This window comes from Maricaulis sp. MIT060901 (genome assembly GCF_047123815.1).
Classification (GTDB): domain Bacteria; phylum Pseudomonadota; class Alphaproteobacteria; order Caulobacterales; family Maricaulaceae; genus Maricaulis.
The window spans coordinates 3050048-3076040 of the sequence record NZ_CP138920.1; the positions used below are offsets into that span (position 1 = coordinate 3050048).

The 25993-nt window shown below is 60.2% G+C and carries 23 protein-coding genes; 12 read left to right on the forward strand and 11 right to left on the reverse strand.

Features of this window, described 5'->3' with window-relative positions; all coding sequences use genetic code 11:
• Positions 1 to 38 precede the first annotated feature (38 nt).
• Together SIC17_RS15145 and SIC17_RS15150 are read right to left on the reverse strand one after the other, a co-directional pair.
• Positions 39 to 1811 (reverse strand): caspase family protein, encoded by a 1773-nt coding sequence (locus SIC17_RS15145; RefSeq protein WP_412545892.1) that lies wholly within the window; start codon positions 1809 to 1811, stop codon positions 39 to 41.
• Positions 1812 to 1883: 72 nt separating this feature from the next.
• Positions 1884 to 3770: an ABC-F family ATP-binding cassette domain-containing protein gene (locus SIC17_RS15150; RefSeq protein WP_291896264.1), complete on the reverse strand. Its 1887-nt coding sequence runs from the start codon at positions 3768 to 3770 to the stop codon at positions 1884 to 1886.
• A gap of 156 nt (positions 3771 to 3926) precedes the next feature.
• Here SIC17_RS15150 and SIC17_RS15155 point away from each other — a divergent pair, with 156 nt between their 5' ends.
• From SIC17_RS15155 to SIC17_RS15165, 3 genes are all read left to right on the forward strand, one after another.
• Positions 3927 to 4691: a DUF2268 domain-containing putative Zn-dependent protease gene (locus tag SIC17_RS15155; RefSeq protein ID WP_412545893.1), complete on the forward strand. Its 765-nt coding sequence runs from the start codon at positions 3927 to 3929 to the stop codon at positions 4689 to 4691.
• 128 nt (positions 4692 to 4819) lie between these two features.
• Entirely contained in the window at positions 4820 to 5242 is a 423-nt protein-coding gene (ndk, locus tag SIC17_RS15160) for a nucleoside-diphosphate kinase (RefSeq protein ID WP_291896258.1), read from the forward strand.
• Between the two features lie 143 nt (positions 5243 to 5385).
• Positions 5386 to 6000 (forward strand): LysE family translocator, encoded by a 615-nt coding sequence (locus SIC17_RS15165; protein WP_291896257.1) that lies wholly within the window; start codon positions 5386 to 5388, stop codon positions 5998 to 6000.
• Here the strand turns inward: SIC17_RS15165 and SIC17_RS15170 are convergent.
• A complete protein-coding gene (locus SIC17_RS15170) occupies positions 5997 to 7433 on the reverse strand; it encodes a S41 family peptidase (protein ID WP_412545894.1) in 1437 nt (478 codons plus the stop codon). The two genes, SIC17_RS15165 and SIC17_RS15170, sit on opposite strands and share 4 nt — an antisense overlap.
• Positions 7434 to 7568: 135 nt before the next feature.
• On the opposite strand from SIC17_RS15170, the gene SIC17_RS15175 reads away from it, so the two are divergent.
• From SIC17_RS15175 to SIC17_RS15185, 3 genes are all read left to right on the forward strand, one after another.
• Entirely contained in the window at positions 7569 to 8789 is a 1221-nt protein-coding gene (locus SIC17_RS15175) for a winged helix-turn-helix domain-containing protein (RefSeq protein WP_412545895.1), read from the forward strand.
• Positions 8790 to 8856: 67 nt separating this feature from the next.
• Positions 8857 to 9876 carry an adenosine deaminase gene (locus SIC17_RS15180; protein ID WP_412545896.1) on the forward strand — a complete coding sequence of 340 codons (1020 nt, stop codon included), beginning with the start codon at positions 8857 to 8859 and terminating at the stop codon, positions 9874 to 9876.
• A gap of 15 nt (positions 9877 to 9891) precedes the next feature.
• Positions 9892 to 10593 (forward strand): DUF4197 domain-containing protein, encoded by a 702-nt coding sequence (locus SIC17_RS15185; RefSeq protein WP_291896252.1) that lies wholly within the window; start codon positions 9892 to 9894, stop codon positions 10591 to 10593.
• Here the strand turns inward: SIC17_RS15185 and arfB are convergent.
• Genes arfB through purM form a run of 3 tightly spaced genes read right to left on the reverse strand, consistent with a single transcriptional unit; the run spans position 10590 to position 12727 of the window.
• Positions 10590 to 11009: an alternative ribosome rescue aminoacyl-tRNA hydrolase ArfB gene (gene arfB, locus SIC17_RS15190; RefSeq protein ID WP_412545897.1), complete on the reverse strand. Its 420-nt coding sequence runs from the start codon at positions 11007 to 11009 to the stop codon at positions 10590 to 10592. The two genes, SIC17_RS15185 and arfB, sit on opposite strands and share 4 nt — an antisense overlap.
• A gap of 4 nt (positions 11010 to 11013) precedes the next feature.
• Positions 11014 to 11664 (reverse strand): phosphoribosylglycinamide formyltransferase, encoded by a 651-nt coding sequence (purN, locus tag SIC17_RS15195; RefSeq protein WP_291896248.1) that lies wholly within the window; start codon positions 11662 to 11664, stop codon positions 11014 to 11016.
• 22 nt (positions 11665 to 11686) lie between these two features.
• The gene (gene purM / locus SIC17_RS15200; protein ID WP_291896246.1) at positions 11687 to 12727 is read right to left on the reverse strand and encodes a phosphoribosylformylglycinamidine cyclo-ligase; all 1041 of its coding nucleotides are present in this window, start codon (positions 12725 to 12727) and stop codon (positions 11687 to 11689) included.
• A 129-nt stretch (positions 12728 to 12856) separates the two neighbouring features.
• Here purM and SIC17_RS15205 point away from each other — a divergent pair, with 129 nt between their 5' ends.
• The 4 genes from SIC17_RS15205 to SIC17_RS15220 are packed head-to-tail and all read left to right on the forward strand — an operon-like array spanning position 12857 to position 18349.
• The gene (locus tag SIC17_RS15205) at positions 12857 to 13948 is read left to right on the forward strand and encodes a DUF2066 domain-containing protein (RefSeq protein WP_412545898.1); all 1092 of its coding nucleotides are present in this window, start codon (positions 12857 to 12859) and stop codon (positions 13946 to 13948) included.
• Positions 13949 to 13969: 21 nt separating this feature from the next.
• Positions 13970 to 14665 (forward strand): DnaA ATPase domain-containing protein, encoded by a 696-nt coding sequence (locus SIC17_RS15210; protein ID WP_291896243.1) that lies wholly within the window; start codon positions 13970 to 13972, stop codon positions 14663 to 14665.
• Positions 14646 to 16817 carry an RNA degradosome polyphosphate kinase gene (locus SIC17_RS15215; RefSeq protein ID WP_412545899.1) on the forward strand — a complete coding sequence of 724 codons (2172 nt, stop codon included), beginning with the start codon at positions 14646 to 14648 and terminating at the stop codon, positions 16815 to 16817. The genes SIC17_RS15210 and SIC17_RS15215 overlap by 20 nt, the downstream gene beginning before the upstream one ends.
• A 5-nt stretch (positions 16818 to 16822) precedes the next feature.
• Entirely contained in the window at positions 16823 to 18349 is a 1527-nt protein-coding gene (locus tag SIC17_RS15220) for a Ppx/GppA family phosphatase (RefSeq protein WP_291896240.1), read from the forward strand.
• Here the strand turns inward: SIC17_RS15220 and rnd are convergent.
• The 5 genes from rnd to SIC17_RS15245 are packed head-to-tail and all read right to left on the reverse strand — an operon-like array spanning position 18346 to position 23013.
• The gene (gene rnd, locus SIC17_RS15225) at positions 18346 to 19503 is read right to left on the reverse strand and encodes a ribonuclease D (protein ID WP_412545900.1); all 1158 of its coding nucleotides are present in this window, start codon (positions 19501 to 19503) and stop codon (positions 18346 to 18348) included. The genes SIC17_RS15220 and rnd overlap by 4 nt on opposite strands.
• Positions 19504 to 19540: 37 nt before the next feature.
• The gene (locus SIC17_RS15230) at positions 19541 to 20836 is read right to left on the reverse strand and encodes an MFS transporter (RefSeq protein ID WP_412545901.1); all 1296 of its coding nucleotides are present in this window, start codon (positions 20834 to 20836) and stop codon (positions 19541 to 19543) included.
• Positions 20833 to 21558 (reverse strand): lysophospholipid acyltransferase family protein, encoded by a 726-nt coding sequence (locus SIC17_RS15235; protein WP_412545902.1) that lies wholly within the window; start codon positions 21556 to 21558, stop codon positions 20833 to 20835. Before SIC17_RS15235 ends, SIC17_RS15230 begins: the two co-directional genes overlap by 4 nt.
• A 55-nt stretch (positions 21559 to 21613) precedes the next feature.
• On the reverse strand, positions 21614 to 22372 hold the full coding sequence (locus SIC17_RS15240; RefSeq protein WP_412545903.1) for a lysophospholipid acyltransferase family protein: 759 nt from the start codon (positions 22370 to 22372) through the stop codon (positions 21614 to 21616).
• Positions 22373 to 22398: 26 nt separating this feature from the next.
• Complete coding sequence (locus tag SIC17_RS15245) at positions 22399 to 23013, reverse strand: TetR/AcrR family transcriptional regulator (RefSeq protein WP_291896231.1); 615 nt, start codon at positions 23011 to 23013, stop codon at positions 22399 to 22401.
• A 476-nt stretch (positions 23014 to 23489) separates the two neighbouring features.
• On the opposite strand from SIC17_RS15245, the gene SIC17_RS15250 reads away from it, so the two are divergent.
• Both SIC17_RS15250 and aspS read left to right on the forward strand, forming a co-directional pair.
• On the forward strand, positions 23490 to 24023 hold the full coding sequence (locus tag SIC17_RS15250) for a DUF1579 family protein (protein ID WP_412545904.1): 534 nt from the start codon (positions 23490 to 23492) through the stop codon (positions 24021 to 24023).
• Positions 24024 to 24156: 133 nt separating this feature from the next.
• The gene (aspS, locus tag SIC17_RS15255) at positions 24157 to 25968 is read left to right on the forward strand and encodes an aspartate--tRNA ligase (protein WP_412545905.1); all 1812 of its coding nucleotides are present in this window, start codon (positions 24157 to 24159) and stop codon (positions 25966 to 25968) included.
• The last annotated feature ends 25 nt before the right edge of the window (positions 25969 to 25993 follow it).

Genomic DNA, 25993 nt, shown 5'->3' on the forward strand with positions numbered 1-25993 from the left:
GGCTTGGGGGGCGCTTCGACTTGCGTCCAGCGCCAAGATCAGGAGATCCAGGGGATGGTCCTGGATAGTGCCTGGCTTGGGCCCAGGATTTGCGGCGTCTGGTCGTAATCCAGTTCGGCCAGGTGTTTGCGCACCTGAGCGACAAGCTCATGGAAGTTTGGGGGTGCCTTGCCCCGATATCGGCGCAACAGGGTCGCCAGAGAATAAGTGAAGGCCCCGTAGCTGGTGACACCGTGGCGGTATTCATAGGCATATTGGTTTTCCGCACAGGCCTCGATGATCAGCGGCAGATAGGGCCCCGGCAAATAGGCTGACGTGTCCTTGCTGGCTTCATAGTCGCGGGCACTGGTCTGGCGCAGCATGCCACTGCGACCGAGCCGTGCAACGGCCCCATCGAGACCGAAATATTGTCTGCTGACATCGCTGTCTTCGGACCAATCGGTGTTGAGGGGCTTGAAGGCGCGCGGAACCCACATTTCACGCTTGCTGTCCCAGCGGATCTCTCGGTGACGGATATCATCCGGCGGCGAAATACCCTTCGCTTTGCGGCTGCCATCACGGTGCATGCTGCCGGCATGACAGCAGTCAAAGATCAGGCCCAGCTGAACCTCATAGGGCAGCTGGCTGTAGAATTGCTGGATCTGTTTGTCTGTTACTGCGGTGTCCGCAGACCAGGCGAAATCCCAGGGCACCAGGCATTCCAGGTGATGATCCGGTTCGGTGCTTGGCCCGTATTCGGGGATCTGGGCACCATGCCCGCTGAAATAGAAGATCCGCTCGTCGCCGGGCTGTGGATCATCCACGAGCCATTCCAGTCGTTCCAGTATCCCGTCCGTCGTTGCCCGGCTGTCCAGGCAGACATGGATATCCGCCGCATCGAAACCGCATTCCTGGAGCACGGAACTCATCAGGAACACATCATTCACACAGCCTTCCAGGCGGCTGGCCTCATCCGGATAGTCATTGATGCCGACAAGTACAGCACGTTTGCTGGTCTTTGACTTGGTCTTTGCACTCCTGCGAGCGGACCCGAATCTGCGCGTGGCGCGGTAGACGCCGTCACCGAGCAGGCCAGCTGCGAGCGGGTTCCAGAACTGTTCAATCGCCACGCTGTGTCCCAGATATCCCGAACCTGAGTGGTCACCGACGCCGTCATCATCGAAGGGGGTTTCCAGCTGCAGGAAATTGTCGGCTTCAGGTAGTCTGATCTGTGCCGTGAAGACATCATCATGACGATTGTAGAAATGCCGCCAGGTCTTCACCGCAAGCGGGGTGACCCGGCCGTTGGTCAGATTGCCGACCACAAAAGGATTGCCGATCTGGGAACCGATGGTGACGTAGTTGATCCGGGACAACAGCTCGGCGATATCACCCTCGCGGGCGCTGGGGTGGGAGAAGGCGTTGTAGCTGACAAGCGAGCCCAGGCTGTGGGCAATGACGACTTCAGGTTTGTGTTCACGAAGGCGGTCATGCAGCCAGTCGCGGCTACTTTGCTGGAATTCCCTGTCCTCGACCCAGGCGACAACATAGCCCGCCGTCCAGCGCGCCTTGTCCTTCAGATCACCTATTTTACCGCGCGCGCGACGCGGCCGGATCGCGCTCGAGGCGAGTTTCCAGACGGCTTTTGCAATGTCCCAGCCGCTGATATCGATCTCTTCGAAAATCGGGTCATAGGTCTCGAAAATGATTTCGAGCGGACGCTCACTCCCGGTCGGGTAGGCGGCCTCGATGGCCGTGCGCCATTCCTCGTGCCAGCCATTATCCCTGTGGTCGCCGAGACCATGCACACACAAGATGCGTATCGGATCCATCTCGTTCTCCTCTCCCTTTGGTGCCGCCGGAACGGTATTTCGCCCCAAGGGGGAGGTGCAAGGTAAATTCGATCACAAGTTGTTTTTCTGGGCTTCCTCGAGTTTCTCTTCCGCTTCCAGCCATTTTGTTTCGGCCGCATCGATCAGTTCGACGGCCTTTGCGCGTTTGATCTGGAGGTCGGTCGCGGTTTGCGGATCCTTTTCGTAGAGGCCGGGCGTTGCGAGCCCCTTGTCGATCACATCAAGCACGCCGCGCAGGCGATCACTTTCCTTCTCCCACCGCGCCACTTCATCACGCAGGGGTTTAAGCAGTTTACGTTGCTCGGCCGCGGATCGGCGCGCGACAGATTTTTCATCCGTTGCGACGCTTTTCTTGCCGGAGCTTTCTTTAGCGCCACGCCCCAGCAGAGACTGACGGTAGGTCTCGATATCCTCGCCATAGGGCGTGACAGTTCCGTCCCCGACCAGCCAGAGCCGGTCAACGCAGGCCTCGATCAGATAGCGGTCGTGGGAGATGAGAACGACAGCGCCCTCGTAATTGTTGATCGCATTGATCAGCTCGGCGCGACTGTCCATGTCCAGGTGGTTGGTCGGCTCGTCGAGGATCAGGAGGTGTGGTCCGTCGAAGGTGATCAGATTGAATAGTAGACGGGCTTTCTCGCCACCGGACAGTGATTTCGCCGGTGTTTCCTGGCGATCGCCGGGCAGGCCGAACGTGGCCAGGCGGGCACGGCGCTGTGCCTCGGTTGCGTCCTCCATGCGCTCGACGACGTGCTGATAGGCCGAGACTTCCGGCGACAGCATGTCGATCTGGTGCTGGGCGAAGTAAGCGATCTGCAACTTCTTGTGCTTGCGCAGGAAACCGTCCTGCGGATCCAGCTTGTCACAGAGCAGTTTCGCCATGGTCGACTTGCCGGCGCCATTGCGACCGAGAATGCCGATGCGATCATCCGGATCGATATTCAGGTTCACATCGCGCAGGATGTGTTTGCCCGGCTCATACCCCGCTTTGAGGTCCAGCATGCGGATGATAGGCGGGGCCATGCGGCGCTGGGGATTGGGAAACTCGAAGGGCGCGACCGGGTCGTCTACGATTGTGGCGACGGGTTTCATGCGCTCGAGCATCTTCACCCGCGACTGCGCCTGTTTCGCCTTTGACGCCTTGGCCTTGAACCGGTCCACGAAGGACTGGAGATGACGGCGCTGGGCTTCCTGCTTTTCCAGCAATTTCATCTGCAGGCGCTGTTTCTCGCGCAGGGCCTTTTCGAAATCATCATAGCCGCCTTCATAGACGCTGATCTTGGCGTCCTTGAGGTGGGCGATCTTGTTGACGGCACCATTGAGCAGGTCGCGGTCGTGGGAGATCAGCAACACCGCCCCGGGGAAAGTGCGCAGATAGGCCTGAAGCCACATCACGCCTTCCAGGTCGAGATAGTTGGTCGGCTCGTCGAGCAGCAGCAGGTCCGGTCGCGCAAACAGGGTCGCTGCCAGGGCCACTCGCATGCGCCATCCGCCCGAGAACTCCTTGCACGGTCGACGCTGAGCCTCGCCGGAAAAACCCAGACCGGACAGGATAGAGCCTGCACGGGCTTCGGCAGAGTGGGCCTCGATATCGGCCAGACGGGTCTGGATCTCGGCAATCCGGTTCGGCTCGGTTGCCGTCTCCGCTTCTTCCAGCAGAGATGCACGCTCGAGATCAGCGGCCAGGACGACATCCATCAGCGTTTCATCGCCAGAGGGGACTTCCTGGGCGACCCAGCCCACACGTGCGCCCTTCTTGATACTGGTATCGCCGCTTTCCGGCGAGGCTTCGCCGCGGATCAGGCGGAACAGGGTCGACTTGCCGGTGCCATTGCGCCCGACAAGACCCATCTTGGCCTTGCCGCGAAGCGCAAAGGTCGCCTTGTCGAACAGGACCCGGCCTTCAATCCGGTAGGTGAGATCATTGACGTGCAACATGGGAGAGGCGGTGTAGGCCGCAGCGCGGAGAAGGGCAAGAGAGGTGATTATTCGACAGATTGTCCCGGTCATAGCGTTAGTGTTACACTTGTAGACAGTGCTGCTTTGCGCTATCCGGTTCAAATGCTGGGGGGCATGAAAACTGGACCAAGAAGAATGATTGTAAAAATTGGTACGAGCCTTGGACTGGCGGTCTTGTCGCTGACGACCGCCATCGAACTGACGGCCGAAACCGCCACAGTCTCTCACAGGGACGAGATCCGCAATCTCAATGTGAGTTACCAGGGCAGCGAGGAGCAGACTTTCTCTGCGAGTGAGAAGGCGGCGATCGAGGCGATCCTCTCTGATACCTATGAGCAGGTGAAATCCATCTACCCGGATCTCGCCAACGAGGTCAGCGTATCTGTGCGCACGCTGGCGCGCGATCTGACCATGGTGGGACATGTGACTGGCATGGCTGCGGCGCCCGGGCGGATCGTGATCATGATTTCCAGCCTGCATCCGGAAAACCTCGAGGTCGCTGCGCGTGATGGGCTCGCCGGGACTTTTGCCCACGAGCTGCATCATTTGCGCCGTGGTTGGACGATTGAGGGCAATCACTACGGCCCCGGTATCCAGATCGCGACGATCAATGAGGGCCTGGCGGTCATATTCGCGGAATCGATCACCGGTGTTTCCAAGCCGGGCAATATGCAGCCCGACGAACCAACATCGCTGGAGTGGGCGCGGGAAATCCGCGAGCTGCCTGTGGATGCGGATTACGGCACCTGGATGTTCCAGCATCCCGATGGCCGGATGGGCGTGGGCTATCGCACCGGACGTTTCCTGGTGCAGCGCGCGATGGAGAATTCCGGCCTGGATATCGTGGCGCTGTCAGAGCACACGCCGGACGAGATCTGGGCGTGGGCCGATGTGGAGTAGGTCAGCTTTGAGGCGGTGTACTGTCACACCGCTTCCCTTTCCCCACATCCCCCGCTATAAGCCGCGCGAATCCTGATGCCTCGGCTGTGCTCGAGGTGATGACACACTCGAGTTCAAGGAAACCCGTCATGGCGACCCAACGCACTTTCTCTATCATCAAGCCGGACGCAACCAAGCGTAACCTGACCGGTAAAATCATTGCCAAGTTCGAGGACGCCGGTCTGCGCATCGTTGCATCCAAGCGCATCCACATGACGCGCGAACAGGCTGAAGGCTTCTACGCCGTGCACAAAGAACGTCCGTTCTTTGGCGAGCTGGTTGATTTCATGATCTCCGAGCCGGTTGTTGTACAGGTTCTGGAAGGTGAAGACGCCATCGCGAAAAACCGCGAAGTCATGGGCGCCACCAACCCGGCCGAAGCTGCTGACGGCACGATCCGCAAGGAATTTGCCCTGTCCATCGGCGAAAACTCCGTACACGGTTCCGACGCTCCGGAAACCGCTGCTGAAGAGATCAAGTTCTTCTTCACGGACGCCGAGATTGTTGGCTAAGCCAATCTGAGCTCCGAATATCGAAATTCATGAAAGCAAGCGGCTCGCAAATTGTTGCGGGCCGTTTCTTTTTTGCGCTATTCGTGAATTGCGTGAGACGATCATGCTCCCCACATTGCGCTTCCAGTGTTGAGGAGTGAGTGATGGATCTGGCCCTGTATTTCAGTCTTGTTGTGTTCGTGATTTCAATGTCGATCACGCCGGGCCCGAACAATCTCATGGTCATGTCCTCCAGCATGCTGTTCGGCTTCCGGGCAACACTGCCGCACTGGATCGGGGTGAATATCGGGTTCAGCCTTCTTCTGCTCGCATCGGTGTTCGGGCTGGGTGGGCTAGTTGAACGCTTTCCGCAATTCCTCTGGGTCGTGAAAGCAGTGGGGGCGCTCTGGCTGATCTGGATGAGTTCGATCTTTATCCGTGCCGCCATTAATCCCAAACCGATCGACGAAACGCGAAACGACACGTCCAGGCCGTTCCGCATTCACGAAGGGGCGTTGTTCCAGCTGGTCAATCCCAAGGCGCTACTGATGACAATCTCGGCCTCAGGGGCCTTCATCGCCCTGGCCGATGCAGCCGCCGATCGCGCCTTGATCATGGTGCCGACCTTTTTCATCTTCGGTGCACCGTGCGGCCTCCTGTGGATGGCGGCTGGCGGGACCCTGCACAAATTTCTGGGTGATCCCGCCCATGCGCGCTGGATCAACGCGGTGATCGCCCTTCTTTTACTCTTCACGATCTGGGTTGTGGTGAGCGGCTAGAGTTCCGCAATGATGTGGAGCCTCAGTCTTTCGAGCACCTCATCCTCCGAGCCCGGGAATACCGGAAATTCGATTTCAATGTCGGGCGTCACCGGGTGTGGCGCTGAATGGCCGTTCGGTCGAATTATGTGGGCCTTTGGATAACCAACTGCCAGACCGGAGTGGGGCAGCGAGAAATGCTCCATGGCCGCGTATGTTGTCGCCATGTCTGCGGTGGTTTCTCCGGCGATCACCGCGAAACCGTAGTCCTGCGCGAGTGCAGCGACGGTGGTCGCGTTGGAATAGGAATAGCGATTGATCAGGATATAGACCGGTCTTTCGAAACGTGTTCCCGGCCGTGGGTGCTGCAGGTCGAGGTCCATGCTGACCCGCGCTCCATTGGCAGCACTTGCAAAGAGCTCGGCAAGTTGACGGCTCGTTTCTCCTCCACCATCCGCCAGGCGAGCGGCGTTTGAAGCTGTGGTCGCCGCGCTGACCCGAACGGTGAACTGTGATGCGAACCGCCAGGGGCGGTCAGCGAACCAGGCGATCAACGGGTCGGAAAAACTGGCAGAACCGCCCGGATTATTCCGCAGATCCAGAATCAGCGCCTGTGCGCCTGTGTCTAGAAAACGCTCAAAGGCCGCATCGACGCGGGAGATGTAGGATGTCGGATCCCACTGGCTTTCGCCCTCGGTTGTATTGGTAAAAGCGCCCGGGCGGAGATAGGCGATTTCGCCGTCCAGCATGCGAACGTCATGTTCGGGCAGGGTGAGAGGGGAGTTGGAAGAGCTTGAACCTTCGAAGGCCGCCAGTGGCCGCAGCGCAATGTCTGCAGTTGTCACAACACCATCTGCTTGGGCGAGTTGCAGCGATACCATGTTGAGTGCGGGATTTTCGATCCAGAAAACCAGGGGCAGATAGATTTCAAGCAGGGTGTAGGCCATGTGGGGCGTGTCTGCAGAAATATGCCGTGTGTAGCGGGCAAGCCAGACTGCATTGGGTTCGCCGTTGAGGGAGAGTATTTCGGCGCCTGCCTGCAGGTCGTTGTCACCGGTCTGATGATCTGCCAGCCAGACCCGCCCATCGCGTATTCGGATATCCACGGGCAGCACGAGACCGTCGGCTTCGACATGATCGAACCAGCGTTGCAGTGGAAACTCGACCCGGGCATGGGCATGCCGGGCGAGGGCGGTGTAGGTCTGGAAGAGAATGGCGGCGTCAAGCTGGCTCATGGGCTCATTCAGCAGCGCCATGATTTCCGCACGTCTCTGCGAAAACACGCTGGGCGGTGTGGCGGCATAGAGATCGAAATGAGCCGCTTGCAGCGTGGTGTGGAGGGTCTGGAAATCTTTCTGAAGCTGCTCGGGCTGGATCAGCGGCGCGGGTTGGGCCGGCAGTTCTGAAGCCAGGGATATGGCGCAGGTCAGTGCCGTTAGCAGTGATCGATACATGGTCATTTTCCTGTTTTCAGCCGGCAGGATTGCGGCCGTCCGCTTTGCAAATCCGCGTGCCGGCACGATAATGCAATGACTCGGGCTTCCCGTTGTTCTGACCTTTTTCTGACCAGGGAAAACAGATTGAAAAACATGATGTTGGAAAAGGGCTTCCGGCTGGGCGAAGTGCGTGTCGAGCCAGCAAACGGACACCTGGTTCGAAGCGGAGTGACCGTGGAGGTCGAGCCCAAGGTCATGGCGCTGCTATGCCTGCTGGCGCGAACGCCGGGCGACGCGGTGAGCCGTGACTCCATCTTTGAGGAACTCTGGCCGGGCGTGACCGTGAATGACGATGCACTCGCGCGGGCGGTGTGGAAGTTGCGCCAGGCGCTGGGCGACGAAGCCCGAAATCCCGCCTTTGTCGCGACTGTGGCCAAGAAAGGATATCGGCTGCTGGTCGAGCCTGCGCCGCTCCGACGGACCGGAAGCGTTTCGGACCACCCTGACTGGCGCCTTGCTGGCATTGCTTTGCTGGCCGGCGTTGTGATGGTGGCTTTTGTTTTTGCAGCTTTCATGGACCGCACGCCGGAAGCCGAGGTTGCCCCCCTGATCACGCGGGCGGATGAGTTCTATTATCAATACACCGAAGCCGATAATGATGCGGCCATGAGGCTCTATCGCCAGGCGGTTGAGGCTGAGCCCGGCTCTGCCCGGGCCCTGTCAGGCCTCGCCAATACAATCACCCAGGAGGTGATCCGCTGGTCGCCGGGGGAGTGGGAAGAAGTCGGGCTGCAATCGCGAGTGCGAACCGCGCTGGCCAATGGTCGCACTCAAACGCCCAATGCCATCGAGGCGCTTGCCCGGGCGCGCCAGCATGCGGAAATGGCCGTCGCGCAAGATGCCGATTATGCGCTCGCTCACCGGGCGCTGGGACTGGTCTTGTCGGCACAGGGAGAGATCGAGCTAGCGATGCGCAGCTATGACCGTGCCGCCACGCTGGATCCGGATGCGTGGGAGGTTTTTATCAACCTCTCCGACCTCCACAATCATCAGGGCGCGCCCGACCTGGCTCTGGTTCACATGGAGCTGGCATTCGAGGCCATGAGCCGGGTTTATGAAAGCCAGACAGTGTTGGTTCGGCCTTGGTATTCTGAAACCGGCCTGTCGGTCGCGGACCGGTATCACGCGCGCTCTGACGGTGTGACGGCTGAGCGTTGGTATCGCCGCGTGCTGCAATGGGACCCGTTGAACGTCCGCGCGCTCACCGGTCTGGCGGCCGTGCTCTCCGAAAGGGGAGACGAAGCCGGGGTCCGGGAGGCCTGTGCTCCGATTTCTGATCCCCAGGCCCTCGCGGATTGTCTGAATCCAGATTGATCATGCTTGCAAGCCGCGGCGGCGCGGCGCATTTTCTTGCAACTCCCCAAACCCAAGAGAGGTCGCCATGTCCGCTTTGCATGATCTGATCGCCCGCCTGCCCAAGGCTGAGCTTCACCTGCATATCGAAGGTTCTCTGGAGCCTGAATTGATGATGGCGCTGGCTCAGCGCAACGGGATCGAACTACCGTTCAAGACGGTGGAGGAGATCGGTGCGGCTTATGACTTCTCCAATCTCCAGGACTTCCTCGACATCTATTATCTCGGCATGAATGTCCTGCAGACCGAACAGGATTTCTTTGATCTCGCCTGGGCGTATCTGGAACGGGCGCACGCGGACAATGTCCGCCATGTCGAGATTTTCTTTGACCCGCAGGGCCACACCGAGCGTGAGATCCCGTTTGCCACCGTTATTGATGGTCTGACGCGGGCGCTGGAACAGGCCGAGACCCGGTGGGGAATGAGCTCCCAGCTGATCATGTGTTTCCTGCGCCATCTCTCCGAAGAAGCGGCGTTTGAAACATTGGAACAGGCGATGGCGCATATTGAACGTATTGATGGGGTGGGGCTCGATTCCTCGGAAATGGGTCATCCGCCGTCGAAGTTCGAGCGAGTGTTTGCCCGCGCAGGCGAACTTGGGCTCAAGCGAGTTGCCCATGCCGGCGAGGAAGGCCCGCCGCAATATGTCTACGAGGCGCTGGACCTGCTGCACATTGACCGGGTGGACCACGGCAACCGGGCGCTTGAGGATGAGGCGCTGGTTAAACGTTTGGTGGACAGCAAGATGGCGTTGACGGTGTGCCCGCTATCCAATTTGCGCTTGTGCGGGGTTGAGCGGTTGGAAGATCACCCGATGAAACGCATGCTGGAGCTGGGCCTTGTCGCCACCTGCAATTCTGATGACCCGGCGTATTTCGGTGGTTATGTGAACGAGAACTATGTCCGTACAGCCGAGGCTGTCGGCCTGACGGCTGCCGAGATCATCACCCTGGCGCGCAATAGTTTCATCGGTTCATTTTTGCCTCAGGCAGAGATTGCTAGACACCTCGCTGACATCGACGCGGTGATCGCGTCGGAACTGGCCTAGTTTTCGGGGGGCGTTATGGATCGTCGTGTTTTTATTGCATCGGGGCTTGCCGCACTGGCGAGTTTTCCCGCATCTGCTCAGAGCTTGAGCCGCGCCCAGGCTGCCAATGGCCTGCGCACAGCCCTCGACCAGGCCGCACGCCTGGCGACGACCCGGCTGGGACGTCGAGACGGTTTCTGGGGCGATTCTCAGGTCCGTATTCCGCTTCCGCGGCAGGTGGCCTCCATACAGTCGACCTTGCGCAGCGTGGGCATGTCCGGAGCCATTGATGATCTTGAGCTCGGTCTGAATCGGGCAGCAGAGGCGGCCATGCCGGCGGCCCGCGATATCTTCATTTCCGCCATTCGTGACATGAGCGTCAGCGATGCGGTCGGCATTGTGCGTGGTTCGGATACGGCAGCGACGGAATATCTGCGCCGCTCATCCGGCCCGAGGCTGGAGCGGGCGCTTGAACCGCACATGCAAGGCGCGATGCGCCAGGCTGGGGTCTACCGCTCGCTGGACCGGCTCGAGCCCTATGTCGATCGGGGCAATTCCCTGCTGGGCCGTTTCGGGATCGGCGGCACGTCGTCCCGGGATCTGGCAGACAGGCTTTCCGATCATGCTGTCGACAAGGCGCTGGACGGTGTTTTCTACTATGTTGGCCAGGAAGAACGGGCCATTCGCCGGGACCCGCTGGGCCAGGCCTCATCCATCCTGAGGCGGGTGTTCGGCTAGTCCTCGGACGAGGGGCTGCGGCGGGAGGCCTTGAGGCCCGACCGGTGCATCTTGCTCTGTTGGTGGCGGCGAACCGAGGCCAGGCTGGGCCGGGATTTCTTGCGCGGCTTGGGCGCTGTCAGACAACGCTCGATCAGGCTGCGCAGACGTTCGCGCGCCTCGGCCCGGTTACGCTCGCGCGAGCGTGATTTTTCGGCCCGGATCAGGATTTCACCGCCCAGGGTCATCCGTGAACCGGCCAGCTTTTTCAGCCGGGTTTTCTGATCCGGCGTCAGATTGCGGTTTTCCAGGGCGTTGAAGCGCAGCTGGATGGCGCTCTCCGTCTTGTTCACATGCTGACCGCCGGCACCGGAGGCGCGCATGTAACGCTCCTCGATTTCCGCTTCGTCGATCACCAATGTATCGGTGATACGCATGGTTCTAGTCGTGCGGATTCATCAGCAGGTCGGCGCCGAATTCGCGGACCTGCAAGCGGACGCGTTCACCCGCGACGCGGGCCTTGCCGGAACAGGCCAGGGCGATGCACTGCGGATAGAGCTGGTGTTCCGCTTCCAGCACGCGAGCGGCCAGCGTGTCCGGTGTGTCGCCATGCAGGACAGGTACAGCGGCCTGACCGATGATCGGGCCGTCATCCATTTCCGGACGCACATAGTGCACGGTACAGCCATGGATTCGGACACCGGCTTCCAGCGCACGCTCATGCGTGTGCAGACCCTTGAAGGAGGGCAGAAGGGACGGGTGGACATTGATCAGCAGGTCACGCCATTTCTCGGTGAAGAAGGGCGTCAGGATGCGCATGAAACCGGCCAGGCAGACGATGCGGGCGCCGTAGAGTCGGATCAGCGTGTCCAGCGCCTTTTCGAATTCCTCGCGGGTCTCGTAGTCGCGGTGATTGAGCACTTCGGTCTCGATACCGCGTTCCGCGGCCCATGCCAGACCGGCCGCGTCGGGATTGTTGGAGACGACCAGCGCGATCTCGGCCGGATAGTCCTCGGCCTGGGCCGCATCGACAATTGCCTGCATGTTCGAGCCGCGCCCGGAAATGAGCACGGCGATCTTGGTCTTCGCCATCTTGATCTCTTTTCGGGCTCTGTCAGGCCGACTGGAGGGTGCCGACAATCAAGCCGGTCTCGCCGGCTTCTGCAAGCTGCGCGATTGCCGCATCCGCGTCCTTTTCAGCGACGCTGATCAGCATGCCGATACCGCAATTGAAGGTGCGATGCATTTCCTCACGCGCGATGCCACCGGTTTCCTCGATCCACTTGAAGACTGGCGGAAGCTCGAAACTGGCATAGTCGATGACCGGCACCAGCGTATCCGGCGTCATGCGCGGCGGATTCTCGATCAGGCCACCACCAGTGATGTGCGCGAGGCCATGGACCAGTCCGGACTTGATCAGGGGCAGGCAGGATTTCACATAGAGGCGCGTCGGCGCGAGCAGGGCCTCGCCCAGCGTCTGGCCCGGCGCGAATGGCGCTTCATCACTCCAGTCCAGACCGGATACTTCGACAACCTTGCGGACCAGGGAATAGCCGTTCGAGTGCACACCGGAGGAGGCGAGGCCGATCAGCACATCGCCCGCCTGCATGCGGTCATGGTCGGGCAGGAGGCGACCACGTTCAGCGGCGCCGACTACAAACCCGGCGAGATCGAAATCGTCTCCGTCATACATGCCCGGCATTTCCGCCGTCTCGCCACCAATGAGCGCGCAGCCGCTTTCACGGCAGCCGGCAGCGATACCGGAAACAATGTCCGCGCCGCGGGCGGGATCCAGTTTTGAAGTCGCCAGATAGTCCAGGAAGAAAAGCGGCTCGGCGCCCTGGGCCAGGATGTCATTGACACACATGGCCACCAGGTCGATGCCGACCGTGTCCAGCTTGCCCGTTGCGATGGCCAGTTTCAGCTTTGTACCGACACCGTCCGTACCGGAGATCAGGATCGGGTCGTCATAGCCCGCAGCCTTGAGATCGAAGGCGCCACCAAACCCGCCCAGGTCTGCTGCTGCGCCCGGGCGCCGCGTTGAGGCCGCCAGCGGCTTGATGCGATCCACCAGCGCGTCGCCGGCGTCGATATCGACACCGCTGTCTGCGTAGGTCAGTCCGTTGGTTTTGCCGGAAGGCGCGTTGCTGGACATGCTGATTCCCTGGGCCCTGTAAAATTTGCGCGGAGTACAGTGCAAAGCGGCTTTCAAAGCAAGTCATGGGCTTCACGCGTGACAGTGTCGCGGTATAGTGGACGCAAGCAACGCTCAGGGGAGCTCGACGTGCGTTCAATTGTTTCTGCCATCTGCCTGACTATCACAGTCTTTTCTGTCGCCCAGGCCGATGACCCGTACACGGTGACAGGCGTTTCGATCGATGCCAGCGCCGACAATGCCCTGACCGCCCAGACCGAGGCCATGCGCCAGGGCCAGGAACTGGCCGCGCATCGTTTGATCGAGCGCCTGACCCTGGAAGAGGACCGTTTCGAAACGGCTTTTGATTTCACGCCGCGCATGAACGAGTTCGGCGAGATGGTTCAGGAAAACGCCCTGGATTTGTCCGTTGTCGCCGAAATGATCTCCGGTATCGAGATCCAGAATGAGCAGCGCAGCGCGACGCGTTACCTGGCGGAACTCACGATCAGTTTCGATCCGCGGGTCGTCGAGCGCATTTTCTCCAGCTATAGCGTGCCGTATGTCGAGGCCCAGTCACGCCCGACCATGGTGCTGCCGATCTACAACGAGCGCGGTCAGTTCCAGCTATGGGAAGACAATGTCTGGCGCGCGGCGTGGGAAGGGCAGAATTTCTCCAACTCCCTGACCCCGATGTTTGTGCCCGATGAGGGCGAGGCGCTGTTGAGTGCCCGCGACGCCCTGACCCTGAACGAACCGGCCCTGGCCGCGCTGGCTTCGGCCTACAACGTTAATCGCATCGCTGTGTTGCGCGCGGAAGAGCGTGACGAAATGCGCATGTTCGGTGGTTATCTGGTCAATATCGGCTCGGATGGCGTCTTCGAGGTCTCGACCTGGGGGCCGGAGAGCGTGTTTGGTGGCTGGAGCGATGCCGCGAGCCGTTTTGTATTTGAGCGTGAGACCGAATGGAAACAGCAATCCATCGTGCGTGATCTGGAGACCGAGGAGTTTCGTGTCACAGTGCTTTATGGTGCGATCGGTGAGTGGCGCAGCCTGCAGGACGCCCTGACGGGTGCCTCGCTGGTTGAAGATGCGCGTCTGGATGCCATGTCTCGTGATGGTGCGCTGATGACGGTCAATTTCCGTGGTGCGCGCGAGCAGCTGATTTCCGAGCTTGCCGAACGTGGTGCGGTATTGGAGGAACAGCCGGAGCTGGGCTGGATCATCCGGACGGCGTTCTAGGCGTTCCTGACGGATCAAAGAATGACAGAGCAACTGGCGCTGGATCTGCCCGTCGAGGTCGATTTCAGCCCTGAAAGCTATATTGCAAGCCCCGCCAACCAGGACGCTCGCGCGGCCCTGAACCGTTGGCGTGACTGGCCGGACCGGCGCATGGCGCTGATCGGGCCGGAAGGATCAGGCAAATCCCATCTAAGCCATGTCTGGGCCTGGCAGATGGACGCGCATATCTGCACGGGTGATAGCCTGGCCTCGACGCTGGAGAGCCTGCCGGGTGGTGTGCCGCTTGTCGTTGAGGCAATGGATGCCACCTTGCCGGAACAAGCGCTATTCCACGCGATCAATCGGGCGTCGGAGGGCGATATCAGTGCCTTGCTGCTGACGGCGCGAACGCCGCCGACGCAATGGACGGCGCACTTGCCTGACCTGATCTCCCGTTTGCGGGCGACGCCTCAAGTGGCGCTCGCGGAACCGGATGACGAGATGCTGACCGCGCTGATGCAGAAACACCTCCAGGACCGGCGAGCTCCGGTCAAGGAAGGGGTGATCGAGTATCTTTTGCCGCGTATGGAGCGTTCGGTAACCGCCGCGCGTGCGATCGTTGAGCGCATGGACAAACGCGCGTTGGTCAAGCAAACCCCCATAACGCGAGCCATCGCCCGCGAAATCCTGGAAACCTGGTCTCAAACGGAGTGTGAGGATGACCTCCCCGGCAGTTGAGAATACCGAAATCGAGGCGCTGAAGACCTCGCCCTCACGTTTTTTGAACCGCGAGCTTTCCTGGTTGCGCTTCAACATGCGTGTCATCGAAGAGGCCGAGAACCCGGCGCTTCCGGTGTTCGAACGACTGCGTTTTCTGTCGATCTCCGCCAGTAATCTGGACGAATTCTATATGGTGCGGGTGGCCGGTCTGCGGGCACTGGTGCGAAATGGTGTGACCCGTCCGAGCATTGACGGACTGACCCCGGCTGAACAGATCGAACAGATCCATGTCCTGGCCAGCGAGCTGATGGGCAAGCAGCAGGCGCTTTGGAACGACCTGCGGGAGGAGATGCGCGAGCACGGTGTCTCGGTCCAGTCAGCTGATGAACTCTCCAAGACGGATGAGGCCTGGCTGCGCGGGGATTTCCTCTCGCATACCCTGCCGGTTATCACGCCGATGGCGATCGATCCGGCGCACCCGTTTCCTTTCATCCCCAATCTCGGCTTCGCCCTGGCCCTGCATCTGCGCAACAAGAAGACCTCCAAGGAGATGTATGCGCTGATCCCGATGCCCAGTGGGGTCCGGCGTTTTGTGGAGCTTCCCTCCCGTTCCGTGAATGACCGTGGCCGCCCAGAGCGCCGTTTCATCCCGCTGGAAACCGTGATGGCGATGTATCTGGACACGCTGTTTCCGGGCCATGACGTGCTGGCACAGGGAGCTTTCCGCGTCATTCGCGACAGCGATATCGAGGTCGAGGAAGAAAGCGAGGACCTGGTTCTCGAATTCGAGAAAGTCCTCAAACAGCGCCGGCGCGGTGTCATCGTTCGTCTGAAGATGGATGCGGCGATGCCGGACTATCTGCGTGACTTCATCCTGGCCCATCTAAACGCAGAAGATCAGGATGTTGTGCCGATCTCCGGAATTCTGGGACTTTCACAGGCCAATGAGCTGATCCCAACCGATAATCCGGACCAGCTTTTCCCGGCCTACGAGCCGCGATACCCCGAGCGCGTCATGGATCATGGCGGTGATTGTTTCGCCGCCATCAAGGAAAAGGATATTGTTGTCCATCACCCGTATGAGAGTTTCAATGTGGTGGTGGAATTCCTGCGCCAGGCTGCGGCGGACCCCGATGTCGTCGCGATCAAGCAGACGCTTTACAGGACGTCGAAGAATTCACCGATTGTCGCTGCTCTGGTTGAAGCCGCTGAGTCTGGCAAGAACGTCACCGCACTTGTCGAGCTGAAGGCGCGGTTTGACGAGGAGGCCAACCTGAAATGGGCGCGCGATCTGGAGCGCGCTGGCGTCCAGGTGGTCTATGGATTCATCGAGTACAAGACACACGCGAAAATCTCGCTGGTCGTGCGCCGAGAAGGCAATGACCTTCGCACCTATTCCCACTTCGGAACCGGCAATTACCATCCGATCACAGCCAAGGTGTACACCGACCTCTCGGTCTTCACCGCGGATCCGGCCTATGGCCGTGATGCCGGGCGGGTGTTCAATTATGTCACCGGGTATGCGCGTCCTGAAAATCTGGAACGTCTTTCTGTCTCGCCGATCAATCTCAAGGAAAATCTCATCGAGATGATCGACAACGAAATCGCGAATGCAAACGCCGGAAAACCGGCAGCGGTTTGGGCCAAGCTGAATGCGCTGGTCCATCCCGAGATCATTGATGCGCTTTATCGTGCCAGCCAGGCCGGCGTAAAGGTTGAGCTGGTCGTGCGCGGTATTTGTTGTCTGCGCCCGGGCATTCCGGGCCTGTCGGAGAATATTCGCGTGAAGAGCATTGTCGGGCGGTTTCTTGAACACACCCGGCTTGTGTGTTTTGCCAATGGTGAGGCGATGCCATCCCCCAGGGCCAAGGTCTTCATCTCGTCTGCTGACTGGATGCCACGCAATCTGGATCGTCGCGTCGAACATCTGTGTCCAGTGCAAAACCCGACCGTGCATCGTCAGATCCTTGATCAGATCATGGTGGCCAATCTCAATGACGAGGTCAGCAGCTGGTACATGGACGGGGCCGGCGATTACCGGCGGGTTGATATCAGCGCGATCGAGGAGCCGTTCAGTGCCCACGCGTATTTCATGACCAATCCAAGTCTTTCCGGACGGGGCGAAGCACTCAAGGATGACCAGCCTCCGGTGCTGACAGGTCATGGCTAGGACTATTGAAACAAACCCCTGATCCTTCTGCGGTTTCCCAGGAACTCGCTGTTGAGCGTGATATCGCCGTCATCGATATCGGGTCGAACACTGTGCGCCTGGTACATTTCCGGCTGCAGGGGCGGGCGATATGGCCAGTCTACAATGAAAAGGTCATGGCCGGTTTGGGGCAGGGTGTTCGCGCCACGGGCAAGCTGAACCCGGAAGGGCGCGAAATCGCGCTGCGGGCGCTCAAGCGTTTCCAGCGCATTCTCGATGCCAAGGGTGTGTCGGAAGTTCACGCTGTGGCGACCGCCGCTGTGCGCAATGCGGAAGATGGCGCTGATTTTGTCCACGAGGTTGCCAATCGTTCCGGGTTTGATGTGCGTATTCTATCCGGTCGCGAGGAAGGCGAGATCTCGGCGCTGGGCCTGCTGGCCGGTATCCCTGACGCGCATGGGATGACCGGCGATCTGGGTGGGTCCAGCCTTGAGCTGACTTCGATCAACAATGGTGTGGCCGGACAGGGAACGACACTGGCCCTGGGCCCCCAGGAAGTGTTGGGGAATGGCGATTGGGATTATGATGATGCCCGCCGCAAGATCGACGACCGTCTCGACGAATTCGGGCTGGATACGCGTCCGGGGCAGACTTTCTACGCCGTCGGCGGTGCCTGGCGGACGCTGGCGCACATCGCTTTTGCGCACGAAAACCACCCACTCAAGGTCGTACATCAATTCGACATGACAGCCGCCGAGGTGGAGACCATCACCCAGCTGGCGATCCAGGCCAGCCCGTCGTCGCTGGAGGGCACGCCGGGTATCTCCCGTCGTCGCGCTGTGACACTACCGTATGCCGCGTTATTGCTGCGCCGCATCGTCAAGAAGGGGAATTTTGCCCGGGTCAGTTTCTCGGCCTATGGGCTGCGTGAAGGCGTGTTGCTGGAAACCATGCCTGGGGGCGTGCGTGATCAGGACCCACTGATCGCCGGAGCCGAGGCGCTTGCGCGTCCGATAGCGCCGACGCCGGGTTTTGGCATGGCGCTGGCCAATTGGTTGCGCCCAATGCTCGGGGAGCTCGACCCTGTCTTTGCGCCCCGGCGTGACCAGATCCTGCGGGAGGCGGCCTGTCGGCTGGCTGATTTCGGCGCGCGAATGCATCCGGACCATCGCGCGGACCTTGCTCGTGACACGGTGCTTTATGCGCCGTTCGCCGGGCTCTCACACCCAGAACGGGCTTTTCTCGGAACGGCCCTGCACTTCCGTCATGGCGGGAGCGGGCGTGCCTTGGACAAACATCCGGTTGCCCGGTTGATGGATGCCGACCAGCGCCGCATGGCGGAATGTCTGGGGCTGTGTCTGCGACTGGGGTCGAAACTGTCCGGTCGTTCGGTCAACCTGCTCAAACGTTTCCACATCGGTTTCGAGAGTGGCAAGCTCTGCGTTACCGTGCAGGAAAGCGTGCACGATCTCTATGTCGAGCGCTCGGTTACACAGCTCAAGGCAATCGGGGGGCTGATCGGTGTTGATACCGAAGTGCGGTATGTCGATTAACCCTTCAGGTCTTTCGCAACAACTTTACCGTCTTCCAGAGCCAGCGAGATCTCGCCTTTCTTGAGACGCAGGGCCGGTTCGCCAAAGACTTCACGGCGCCAGCCGTGCATGGCCGGGATGTCGGCCTTGTCGTCGGCAGCGATCTTTTCCAGATCCGGAACTGTTGCGATCAGCCGCGAGGCCACGCCAGCCTCTTCTGCGACCAGTTTCAGGTAGACCTTGAGAAGCTCGACCGTCGGACCGATGCCGCTGGGCGGCGGGGCCGGTTTTTCGACCTTGGGCGCATAAGCTTCCGGATCAGCCATGGCCGTCTTCATGACCTCGTAGAGGCGTTCGGCGGGCTTGGAGCGCTCGAAACCCTTGGGAACACCGCGCAGGCCTGCCAGATCATCCGGCTTGACCGGAGCGACACCGGCGATCTCGTAGAGCGCATCGTCCTTCATCACGCGCTGACGCGGCATGTCGCGGGTCTGGGCTTCGCGTTCGCGCCAGGAGGCTGCGGCACGCAGGCCGGCGACCCATTTGGGGTGGGTTTTACGCAGTTTCAGGCGTTTCCAGGCGTCTTCCGGTTCCAGGCGATAGGTCTCGGCCCGGGTCAGGATCGCCATTTCCTCGGCCAGCCAGGCATCACGTTTTTTCGTTTCTAGGCGCTCGCGCATGATCGGGTAGAGATCGCGCAGATGCGTCACGTCGGCGATGGCGTAGTCGAGCTGTTTCTGGCTCAGCGGACGGCGGGACCAGTCGGTGAAGCGCGGGCCCTTGTCGATGGAGCGTTTGAGGAAGGAGCGCACCAGGCCGTCATAGGCAATGCTGTCGCCGAGGCCCAGGGCCATCGCGCCAACCTGCGTATCAAACATGGGTGTCGGGATCAGATGTTCCCCGAGGTGGAAGAAGATTTCCAGGTCTTGGCGGGCGGCGTGGAAGACTTTCATCACGCGATCGTCCGCCATCACTTCCCAGAAGGGTTCCAGGTCAATGCCATCGGCCAGCGGGTCGATGATCACCTCTGTCTCGCCGCCAGCTGCCTGGATCAGGCACAGGGCAGGCCAGTACACGGTTTCACGCATGAACTCGGTATCGACCGCGATAAAGTCGCATTGCAGGAGCGCGTCACAGGCCTTCGCCAGCTCTGCCGTCGTCGTAATCATTTTCATGGAGCGGGTTGTTAGCGCGACCCGCCCCATTTTTCCATCAGCTTTGGCTGTTAGACTTGGGTAAATACCTCAGGGATGCGGCAGCAATGACACAGGTGCCTAAGGCCACGAAGACGATCGCCCACCATTTGGGCAGGGCGTAGATGCTCAGGGCGAGCAATCCCATCTGGCCAACCGAGGCCCCGCCGGCATTGAGAATATTGCCGGTCGCGAGCAGGCGGGCGCGCTTGTCGACCGGTGCGCGATGCTGGGCCATGGCCTGCAGGGGCACGATATACATGCCGGCGGCAAGCGCCGTGAGAAAGAAACCGGCCAGGAGGCGCCAATTGTCCGGATTGTCCATGAAGACCATGGCGCCAACCGGCTCCAGCGCCGTTTCCCAATGGGCCAGTTGCCAGGCCACATCCAGGAGGAAGATGGTCATGCCGAACCCGCCAGCAATGGTGAAGATGATGGCGTCCTTGCCGCGCGAGAATGCTCCACAGGCCAGCGAACCAGTGGCTGCACCGATGACAAACAGGACCGAGAGCAGGGCAACCAGGTCAGCGCCTTCACCCAGCGTGTCGCGCACCAGGGTGGGAATGAGCGTGATCAGCCCGCCGGTCGCGAGGTAGAACCAGGCCATGCCCAGCAGCGGTCGGAAAACCGTCGGGTGCCTGGACGCGACCCAGATGGAACGCACGGTCTCGACCACGAAGTTCCAGCGGATTTTGAGCTTGGGATTGCCGGCCGGAGAGGGAGGGGTCGGCAGAATGCTCAGCCAGCCCAGGACGGCGAAAACAACCAGTATGCCTGCGATCAGAACGCGACCGTTCTCCATCGCTGGCAGAAGTTGGCCGCTGGCCTGTCCGACGAGCAAGAGCAGGAAGAAAACCGCGCCGAAGATGGCATTGCCTGAAACCAGCTCATCCGGCTTGAGATAGTGCGGCATGGAAGCAATACGCGACGGCGAATAAAAGGCGGACTGGGTTCCCATCAAGAACAGGGTCAGCATCAGGACCGGTCCTGAATTGAGCAGGAAACCAATTGCGGCAATGACCATCAGGATGATCTCGGCGAACTTGGTCCGGCGCATGATCATGGCCCGGTCATAACGATCCGCGATCTGGCCGGCGGTCGCCGAGAAGAAAAACAGTGCTGCCGTGAACATGGTCGCCGCAATCGGCACGACCATGTCGGACGGCAGGCCGGCAACAGTCAGGCCGTGATAGGTGGCCAGCACGACCAGCGCGTTCTTGAAGAGGTTGTCGTTGAACGTGCCCAGGGCACTCGCGGCTAGGATCGGCGAGAAGCGTTTTGTGCCGATCAGTCCAAAAGCGGTTTTCAGGCTCATTGTGATGCCTCCTGGAAGGCCTTGCCTTCCGTTTCCAGCGCGCGGGTCGCGTTTTCAACGCTTGCCTGCAGGCGCTGCATAAATTCGTCCCGGGGCAAGCCCGCGGGAATGGGATCAAGGAATTCGATAACGGCCGGGCCCTTTGTCTTGTGCCAGTCTTCCTGGTTCCAGCGCAGGCCAACATTGGTGGCAGCGGGAATGACGGTTCGGTCGAGTGTCTCGTAGACCTTGTGTACGCCCTTGCGATAGCGCTTGGTCTCGCCGATCGCGGCCAGGCCGCCTTCAGGATAGATCAGGATCGGACGGTTCTCTCCGTGACTGCGGGCGATTGCGGCTTCCAGGGCCCCCGGAGCAGTCGTATTGCCCTGGGTGTTGACCATGGTCGCGCCAGCCTCGCGTACGATGCGGTTGATCAGCGGGAATTTCTCGATGCCGTTGCCGATAACAAAATTGAGATCGCCGGTGATCGCCATCATCAAAGGGCCGTCCGCATAGGACTGGTGTTTCGCGGCGATAATGACCGGTTGCTGTGTCGGCGGCGTCCCACGGACCTCGATGGGTATCCCGGCCACGTGTTCCAGGCAGAAACGGACGCTTTTGCAAAATCCGATCATGCAGCCCACCAGGGGAGCGCGCCAGGGTAACCAGGACAGCGCATAACACAGCAGGGCATAGATCGCCGCTATGCCCCAGAAGAGGGCATTGAAAATCATGGATCGCATGGCTGAGCCTCCCCGCTTCGCCATCGTGACCGGACGGGCGCGTCTTTTCGCGCGCCTAGACCCGGCACTCCGTGTGCTGAACAGATTGCAGTGCTTGGTGCTCATGGGCAAATTCGGCTTCCAGCGCGCGCGAGTGACGTTCCACATTACACTCCAGCTGTGACAGGAAGCTGTTGCGGTCGGCAGCGGGTTGCATGGGGTCCATGAACTCGATCACGGCCGTGCCGGAGAACTTGTTCCACTTCTGCTGCGGCCAGCACTGGCCGAGATTGGTAGCGACCGGGACAACCGGACGGTCCAGCTGGTCGGACAGTCGCCAGGCTCCGGAGCGGTACTGCATGCCCGTGCCGACTTCTGTCAGATGGCCTTCCGGATAGATCAGGACCGGGCGCGGGGCGCCTTCGCCCTGGGAGCGTTCAATGCCGGCTATCAAACTGGCTGCGGCAGCTGCGCCACCCTTGTTGTTGACGACAATCGCGCCACAGCGTTTCAGCACCCAGCCGATCAGCGGGAATTTCAGCATGTGATCGCCACACACGAAGTTCACATCTCCGCACTTGGCCATCATCACGATGCCATCACCCCAGGACTGGTGTTTGGCAGCGATGACGACGGGCTGGTTTTTCGGCGGCGTACCGCGAACCTCGATCTTGATGCCGCAGACGACGCGCATCAACAACACGGTCAGGCGGCAATAGGAGCGCAGCCCATGCATCAGGGCGAAACGACCCGGAATGAGGGCCAGGATGGCGCAGACCACCGCGTAGATCGCGGAGATCGACCAGTAGAGAATATTGAAAATGAAAGAGCGCATTGGATCGTCTCCTCTGGGTCCGAAACTCAGGACCTCAGCACGGCCATGATGCCGCGCGTGAATTCTTCGATGTGATCGGTCAGCGGTGGGTTGATACGGCCATATAGGCTGTATTCCGCGGGTTGCATGACGACGCCCAGCGCCATGCCCGAGCGCAGCTCTGCATCGCCCTGGGCGATCTCGCCGCGATCCATGGCCTGTTGCACACAGGCGGCCATGAAGTCTGACGGGTCGGCCCCACCATCACCCGTGGCAGAGATGAAGTGGTTGCGATGGGCCAGGTGATAGGTGAATTGCGCCGGGTCCTCGTCGGCCAGCTTGCAATAGGCGGTGACGAGGGTTCGAGCGATATCCTCCATCGAGGCGTCTGCCTTGAGGTTTTGTGTCACTAGGTCCTGGAGCTTGGCATGGATGGCTTCGAACATCAGGCGAGCCAGCTCGTCCTTGGACTTGAAATGGCGATACATCGCGCCGTCGGATATCACGCAGGCCTCGGCGATCTGCTTGATTGAAACGCCGTCAATACCGTGACGGGCAAAGAGTTGCAGGGCCGCGCGCTCGATACGGGCCTTGGTGCTGCCATAACGGGCGGTGACGCCGAGATTGGCGTCCGTGCCGTCAAAAATATCTTTGCGAAGCATGCCTTCCATGGTGTGTCCCTCACGCAAGTGAATGTTCATTTACGTGATGTTTAGCGAAGGTGTTCGTGTGGCGCAAGTGAATAGTTACTTACATGTTCGATTTTTTATCGTCTGCGCCAAAGAAAAGGGCGCCACCAGGGCGCCCAAGTTGTTTTTACTGAAGGGGAATTTCGTAAACTTGATCCGGGAAAAGTCTCGAACAGAAGGAAGCCGGTGTTTCGGCTAATGCGCTTCTGTTCGGTGTTTCATACGCCTGAAAAGCGAAACTATCTCCCGTAAAATGATTTCTTAATGAAACATTAGCGCGTGGGGCGAGTTATTGCAATCCCGACCGCACGATTGCGCTTGATAGCCCCGGACGGTCGGTCGCTGTTGCGCCGATTCAAATGGGACCTTCCAGGCTGTCGTTCGTCACTCGGCGCTGGCCTGGCCGGAGCGCCCTGTTAGACAGGGCGTACATCCAGGAGAGTTTGATCATGTTTCGAGTTCTTGTTTCCGCGCTGTTTCTGTCGATGGCACCTGTGGTATCGGCTTTCGCCCAGGATGTTTCCGGCTTTACGATGAGCCAGGGTGTTTGGAGCGTTGAAACACGTTTTACCGACGAAAACGGTGAGTGGGGCGAGCCGGCTGCTTCCCATGCCAGCGGCCAGACAACGCTGGGTGAGGCATTTCATGAGCTCGATGTGGCCGTTCCGTTTCCTGGCACCGTTTTCCAGATGCGCATGAGCCTTGGTTATGACCGGTTCAATCAGCGCTATCGGGTTGTCGTTCTGGATGACCTCAATGGCTATACCGACCTTTATGACGGTGAAGGTGAAGCCGGCGCGCCCATCCAGGTGACCAATCTCAATTCCGGCACCGGCTTCCCCACTTTGGAGGGCGGATATGTTTTTGGGCGACTGACCTTCGAAGACACGGAAACCGGTTTTGCAATCCTTGCTGAAAGCGCCGTGGATGGCGGCGAAAGTTGGGCTCCCTTCATGCGGATGGTGTTTGAACCGCGCAACTAGGTACGTGCAACGGACCCGGGAGGGGCTTTCCCGCGACAATCAACTGCAGCCCATCGCCCGTTATCCTTGACATTGTGCGCCGCAAACCGGCATGTCGCGGCAACACGATTTCTGTTCTGACGGACGACGCACAATGCACGCTTTTCGCTCTCACACCTGCGCTGAACTGCGCCCGGAACATGTTGGCCAGGAGGCCCGTATTTCCGGCTGGATCCACCGTAAACGCGACCATGGCGGTCTGCTGTTTATCGACCTGCGTGACCATTACGGTCTGACCCAGTGTGTGCTGGAGCCGGAAAGCGAGCACTTCACCACGCTGGAGCGCCTGCGTGTCGAGAGTGTCGTCACGATTACCGGTGAGGTGATCGCTCGTTCCGCAGAGACCGTGAACGAGAACCTGCCGACCGGTGGTGTCGAGCTGCGTGTGAAGGACCTCGCCATCCAGTCCGAAGCCGACGAGCTGCCGCTGCCGGTCTTCGGCGAGCCGGAATGGTCCGAGGAAGTTCGCCTCAAGCACCGCTATGTCGACCTGCGTCGTGAGAGCCTGCACCAGCGGATCGTCAAACGGTCCCAGATCATCGACAGCATTCGTCGTCGCATGGTCGATGAGGGCTTCACCGAATACCAGACGCCGATCCTGACCGCCTCGTCTCCGGAAGGCGCGCGTGACTTCCTGGTGCCGGCACGTCTGCACCCGGGCAAGTTCTACGCCCTGCCGCAGGCCCCGCAGCAGTTCAAACAGCTGATCATGGTCTCCGGCTTTGACCGCTATTTCCAGATCGCACCGTGTTTCCGTGATGAGGATGCGCGCGCGGATCGCGCGCCGGGCGAGTTCTATCAGCTCGACATGGAAATGAGCTTCGCCACTCAGGAAGACGTATTCAACGTCATCGAACCGGTCATGAAGGGCCTGTTCGAGGAGTTTTCCGAAGGTCGTTCCGTGCCGGATGCAAAATTCCCGCATATCGCCTACAAGGATGCGATGCAGTGGTATGGTTCCGACAAGCCGGACCTGCGCAACCCGATCAAGATGTCGGATGCATCCGAGACTTTCCGTGGCTCCGGCTTCAAGGTCTTTGCCGGCATGCTGGAACGCAATCCCAAGGTCCAGGTCTGGGCGATCCCGGCCAAGACCGGTGGTTCGCGCGCCTTCTGTGACCGCATGAATTCCTGGGCCCAGAAAGAGGGCCAGCCGGGCATGGGCTATATCTTCTGGCGTGAAGCCGATGGTGGCCTGGAAGCCGCCGGACCGATCGCCAAGAATATCGGACCGGAGCGCACCGAAGCCCTGCGCGCCGATCTCGGCCTGGAAGCCGGCGATGCCGTCTTCTTCGCGGCCGGTGATCCGAGCGAGTTCGCTTCCTTTGCCGGCAAGGCGCGCGACGTCGTCGGCACCGAGCTGGATCTGTGCGAGAAAGATACGTTCCGCTTCTGCTGGATCGTCGATTTCCCGATGTATGAGTGGGATGAAGAGAACAAGAAGGTCGAGTTCTCGCACAACCCGTTCTCCATGCCGCAGATGACGGCCGAGGAATTCCTCGCTCTGGACAACCCGTCCGACGAGACCCTGCTGGCCATGAAAGCCTGGCAGTACGACATCGTCTGTAACGGCGTCGAGCTCTCTTCCGGTGCTGTGCGTAACCACCGCCCGGACGTGATGCTGAAAGCCTTCGAGTATGCCGGCTACAGCGCGGATGTCGTTGAGGAAGAGTTTGGCGGCATGCTCAACGCCTTCCGCTTCGGTGCTCCGCCGCACGCTGGAGTCGCGCCGGGTGTCGACCGGATCGTCATGCTGCTCTGCGAACAGGAAAACCTGCGCGAAGTCGTGATGTTCCCGAAGGACCAGCAGGCCCGCGACCTGATGATGAACGCGCCGGGCACGGCCGAGAACAAACACCTGCGCGAGCTGCACATTCGCACGGTTGTTCCGGAAGAGAAAAAATAGGGCCCCTCGACGCCAAGTGTCGTCA

What these genes read in the sequence shown, in the direction of transcription:
- SIC17_RS15145 (WP_412545892.1), bottom strand. Translation starts at nt 1,811, where the DNA reads ATGGATCCGATACGCATCTTGTGTGTGCATGGTCTCGGCGACCACAGG.
- SIC17_RS15150 (WP_291896264.1), bottom strand. Translation starts at nt 3,770, where the DNA reads ATGTTGCACGTCAATGATCTCACCTACCGGATTGAAGGCCGGGTCCTG.
- SIC17_RS15155 (WP_412545893.1), top strand. Translation starts at nt 3,927, where the DNA reads ATGATTGTAAAAATTGGTACGAGCCTTGGACTGGCGGTCTTGTCGCTG.
- ndk (WP_291896258.1), top strand. Translation starts at nt 4,820, where the DNA reads ATGGCGACCCAACGCACTTTCTCTATCATCAAGCCGGACGCAACCAAG.
- SIC17_RS15165 (WP_291896257.1), top strand. Translation starts at nt 5,386, where the DNA reads ATGGATCTGGCCCTGTATTTCAGTCTTGTTGTGTTCGTGATTTCAATG.
- SIC17_RS15170 (WP_412545894.1), bottom strand. Translation starts at nt 7,433, where the DNA reads ATGTATCGATCACTGCTAACGGCACTGACCTGCGCCATATCCCTGGCT.
- SIC17_RS15175 (WP_412545895.1), top strand. Translation starts at nt 7,569, where the DNA reads ATGATGTTGGAAAAGGGCTTCCGGCTGGGCGAAGTGCGTGTCGAGCCA.
- SIC17_RS15180 (WP_412545896.1), top strand. Translation starts at nt 8,857, where the DNA reads ATGTCCGCTTTGCATGATCTGATCGCCCGCCTGCCCAAGGCTGAGCTT.
- SIC17_RS15185 (WP_291896252.1), top strand. Translation starts at nt 9,892, where the DNA reads ATGGATCGTCGTGTTTTTATTGCATCGGGGCTTGCCGCACTGGCGAGT.
- arfB (WP_412545897.1), bottom strand. Translation starts at nt 11,009, where the DNA reads ATGCGTATCACCGATACATTGGTGATCGACGAAGCGGAAATCGAGGAG.
- purN (WP_291896248.1), bottom strand. Translation starts at nt 11,664, where the DNA reads ATGGCGAAGACCAAGATCGCCGTGCTCATTTCCGGGCGCGGCTCGAAC.
- purM (WP_291896246.1), bottom strand. Translation starts at nt 12,727, where the DNA reads ATGTCCAGCAACGCGCCTTCCGGCAAAACCAACGGACTGACCTACGCA.
- SIC17_RS15210 (WP_291896243.1), top strand. Translation starts at nt 13,970, where the DNA reads ATGACAGAGCAACTGGCGCTGGATCTGCCCGTCGAGGTCGATTTCAGC.
- SIC17_RS15215 (WP_412545899.1), top strand. Translation starts at nt 14,646, where the DNA reads ATGACCTCCCCGGCAGTTGAGAATACCGAAATCGAGGCGCTGAAGACC.
- rnd (WP_412545900.1), bottom strand. Translation starts at nt 19,503, where the DNA reads ATGAAAATGATTACGACGACGGCAGAGCTGGCGAAGGCCTGTGACGCG.
- SIC17_RS15230 (WP_412545901.1), bottom strand. Translation starts at nt 20,836, where the DNA reads ATGAGCCTGAAAACCGCTTTTGGACTGATCGGCACAAAACGCTTCTCG.
- SIC17_RS15235 (WP_412545902.1), bottom strand. Translation starts at nt 21,558, where the DNA reads ATGCGATCCATGATTTTCAATGCCCTCTTCTGGGGCATAGCGGCGATC.
- SIC17_RS15240 (WP_412545903.1), bottom strand. Translation starts at nt 22,372, where the DNA reads ATGCGCTCTTTCATTTTCAATATTCTCTACTGGTCGATCTCCGCGATC.
- SIC17_RS15245 (WP_291896231.1), bottom strand. Translation starts at nt 23,013, where the DNA reads ATGCTTCGCAAAGATATTTTTGACGGCACGGACGCCAATCTCGGCGTC.
- SIC17_RS15250 (WP_412545904.1), top strand. Translation starts at nt 23,490, where the DNA reads ATGTTTCGAGTTCTTGTTTCCGCGCTGTTTCTGTCGATGGCACCTGTG.
- aspS (WP_412545905.1), top strand. Translation starts at nt 24,157, where the DNA reads ATGCACGCTTTTCGCTCTCACACCTGCGCTGAACTGCGCCCGGAACAT.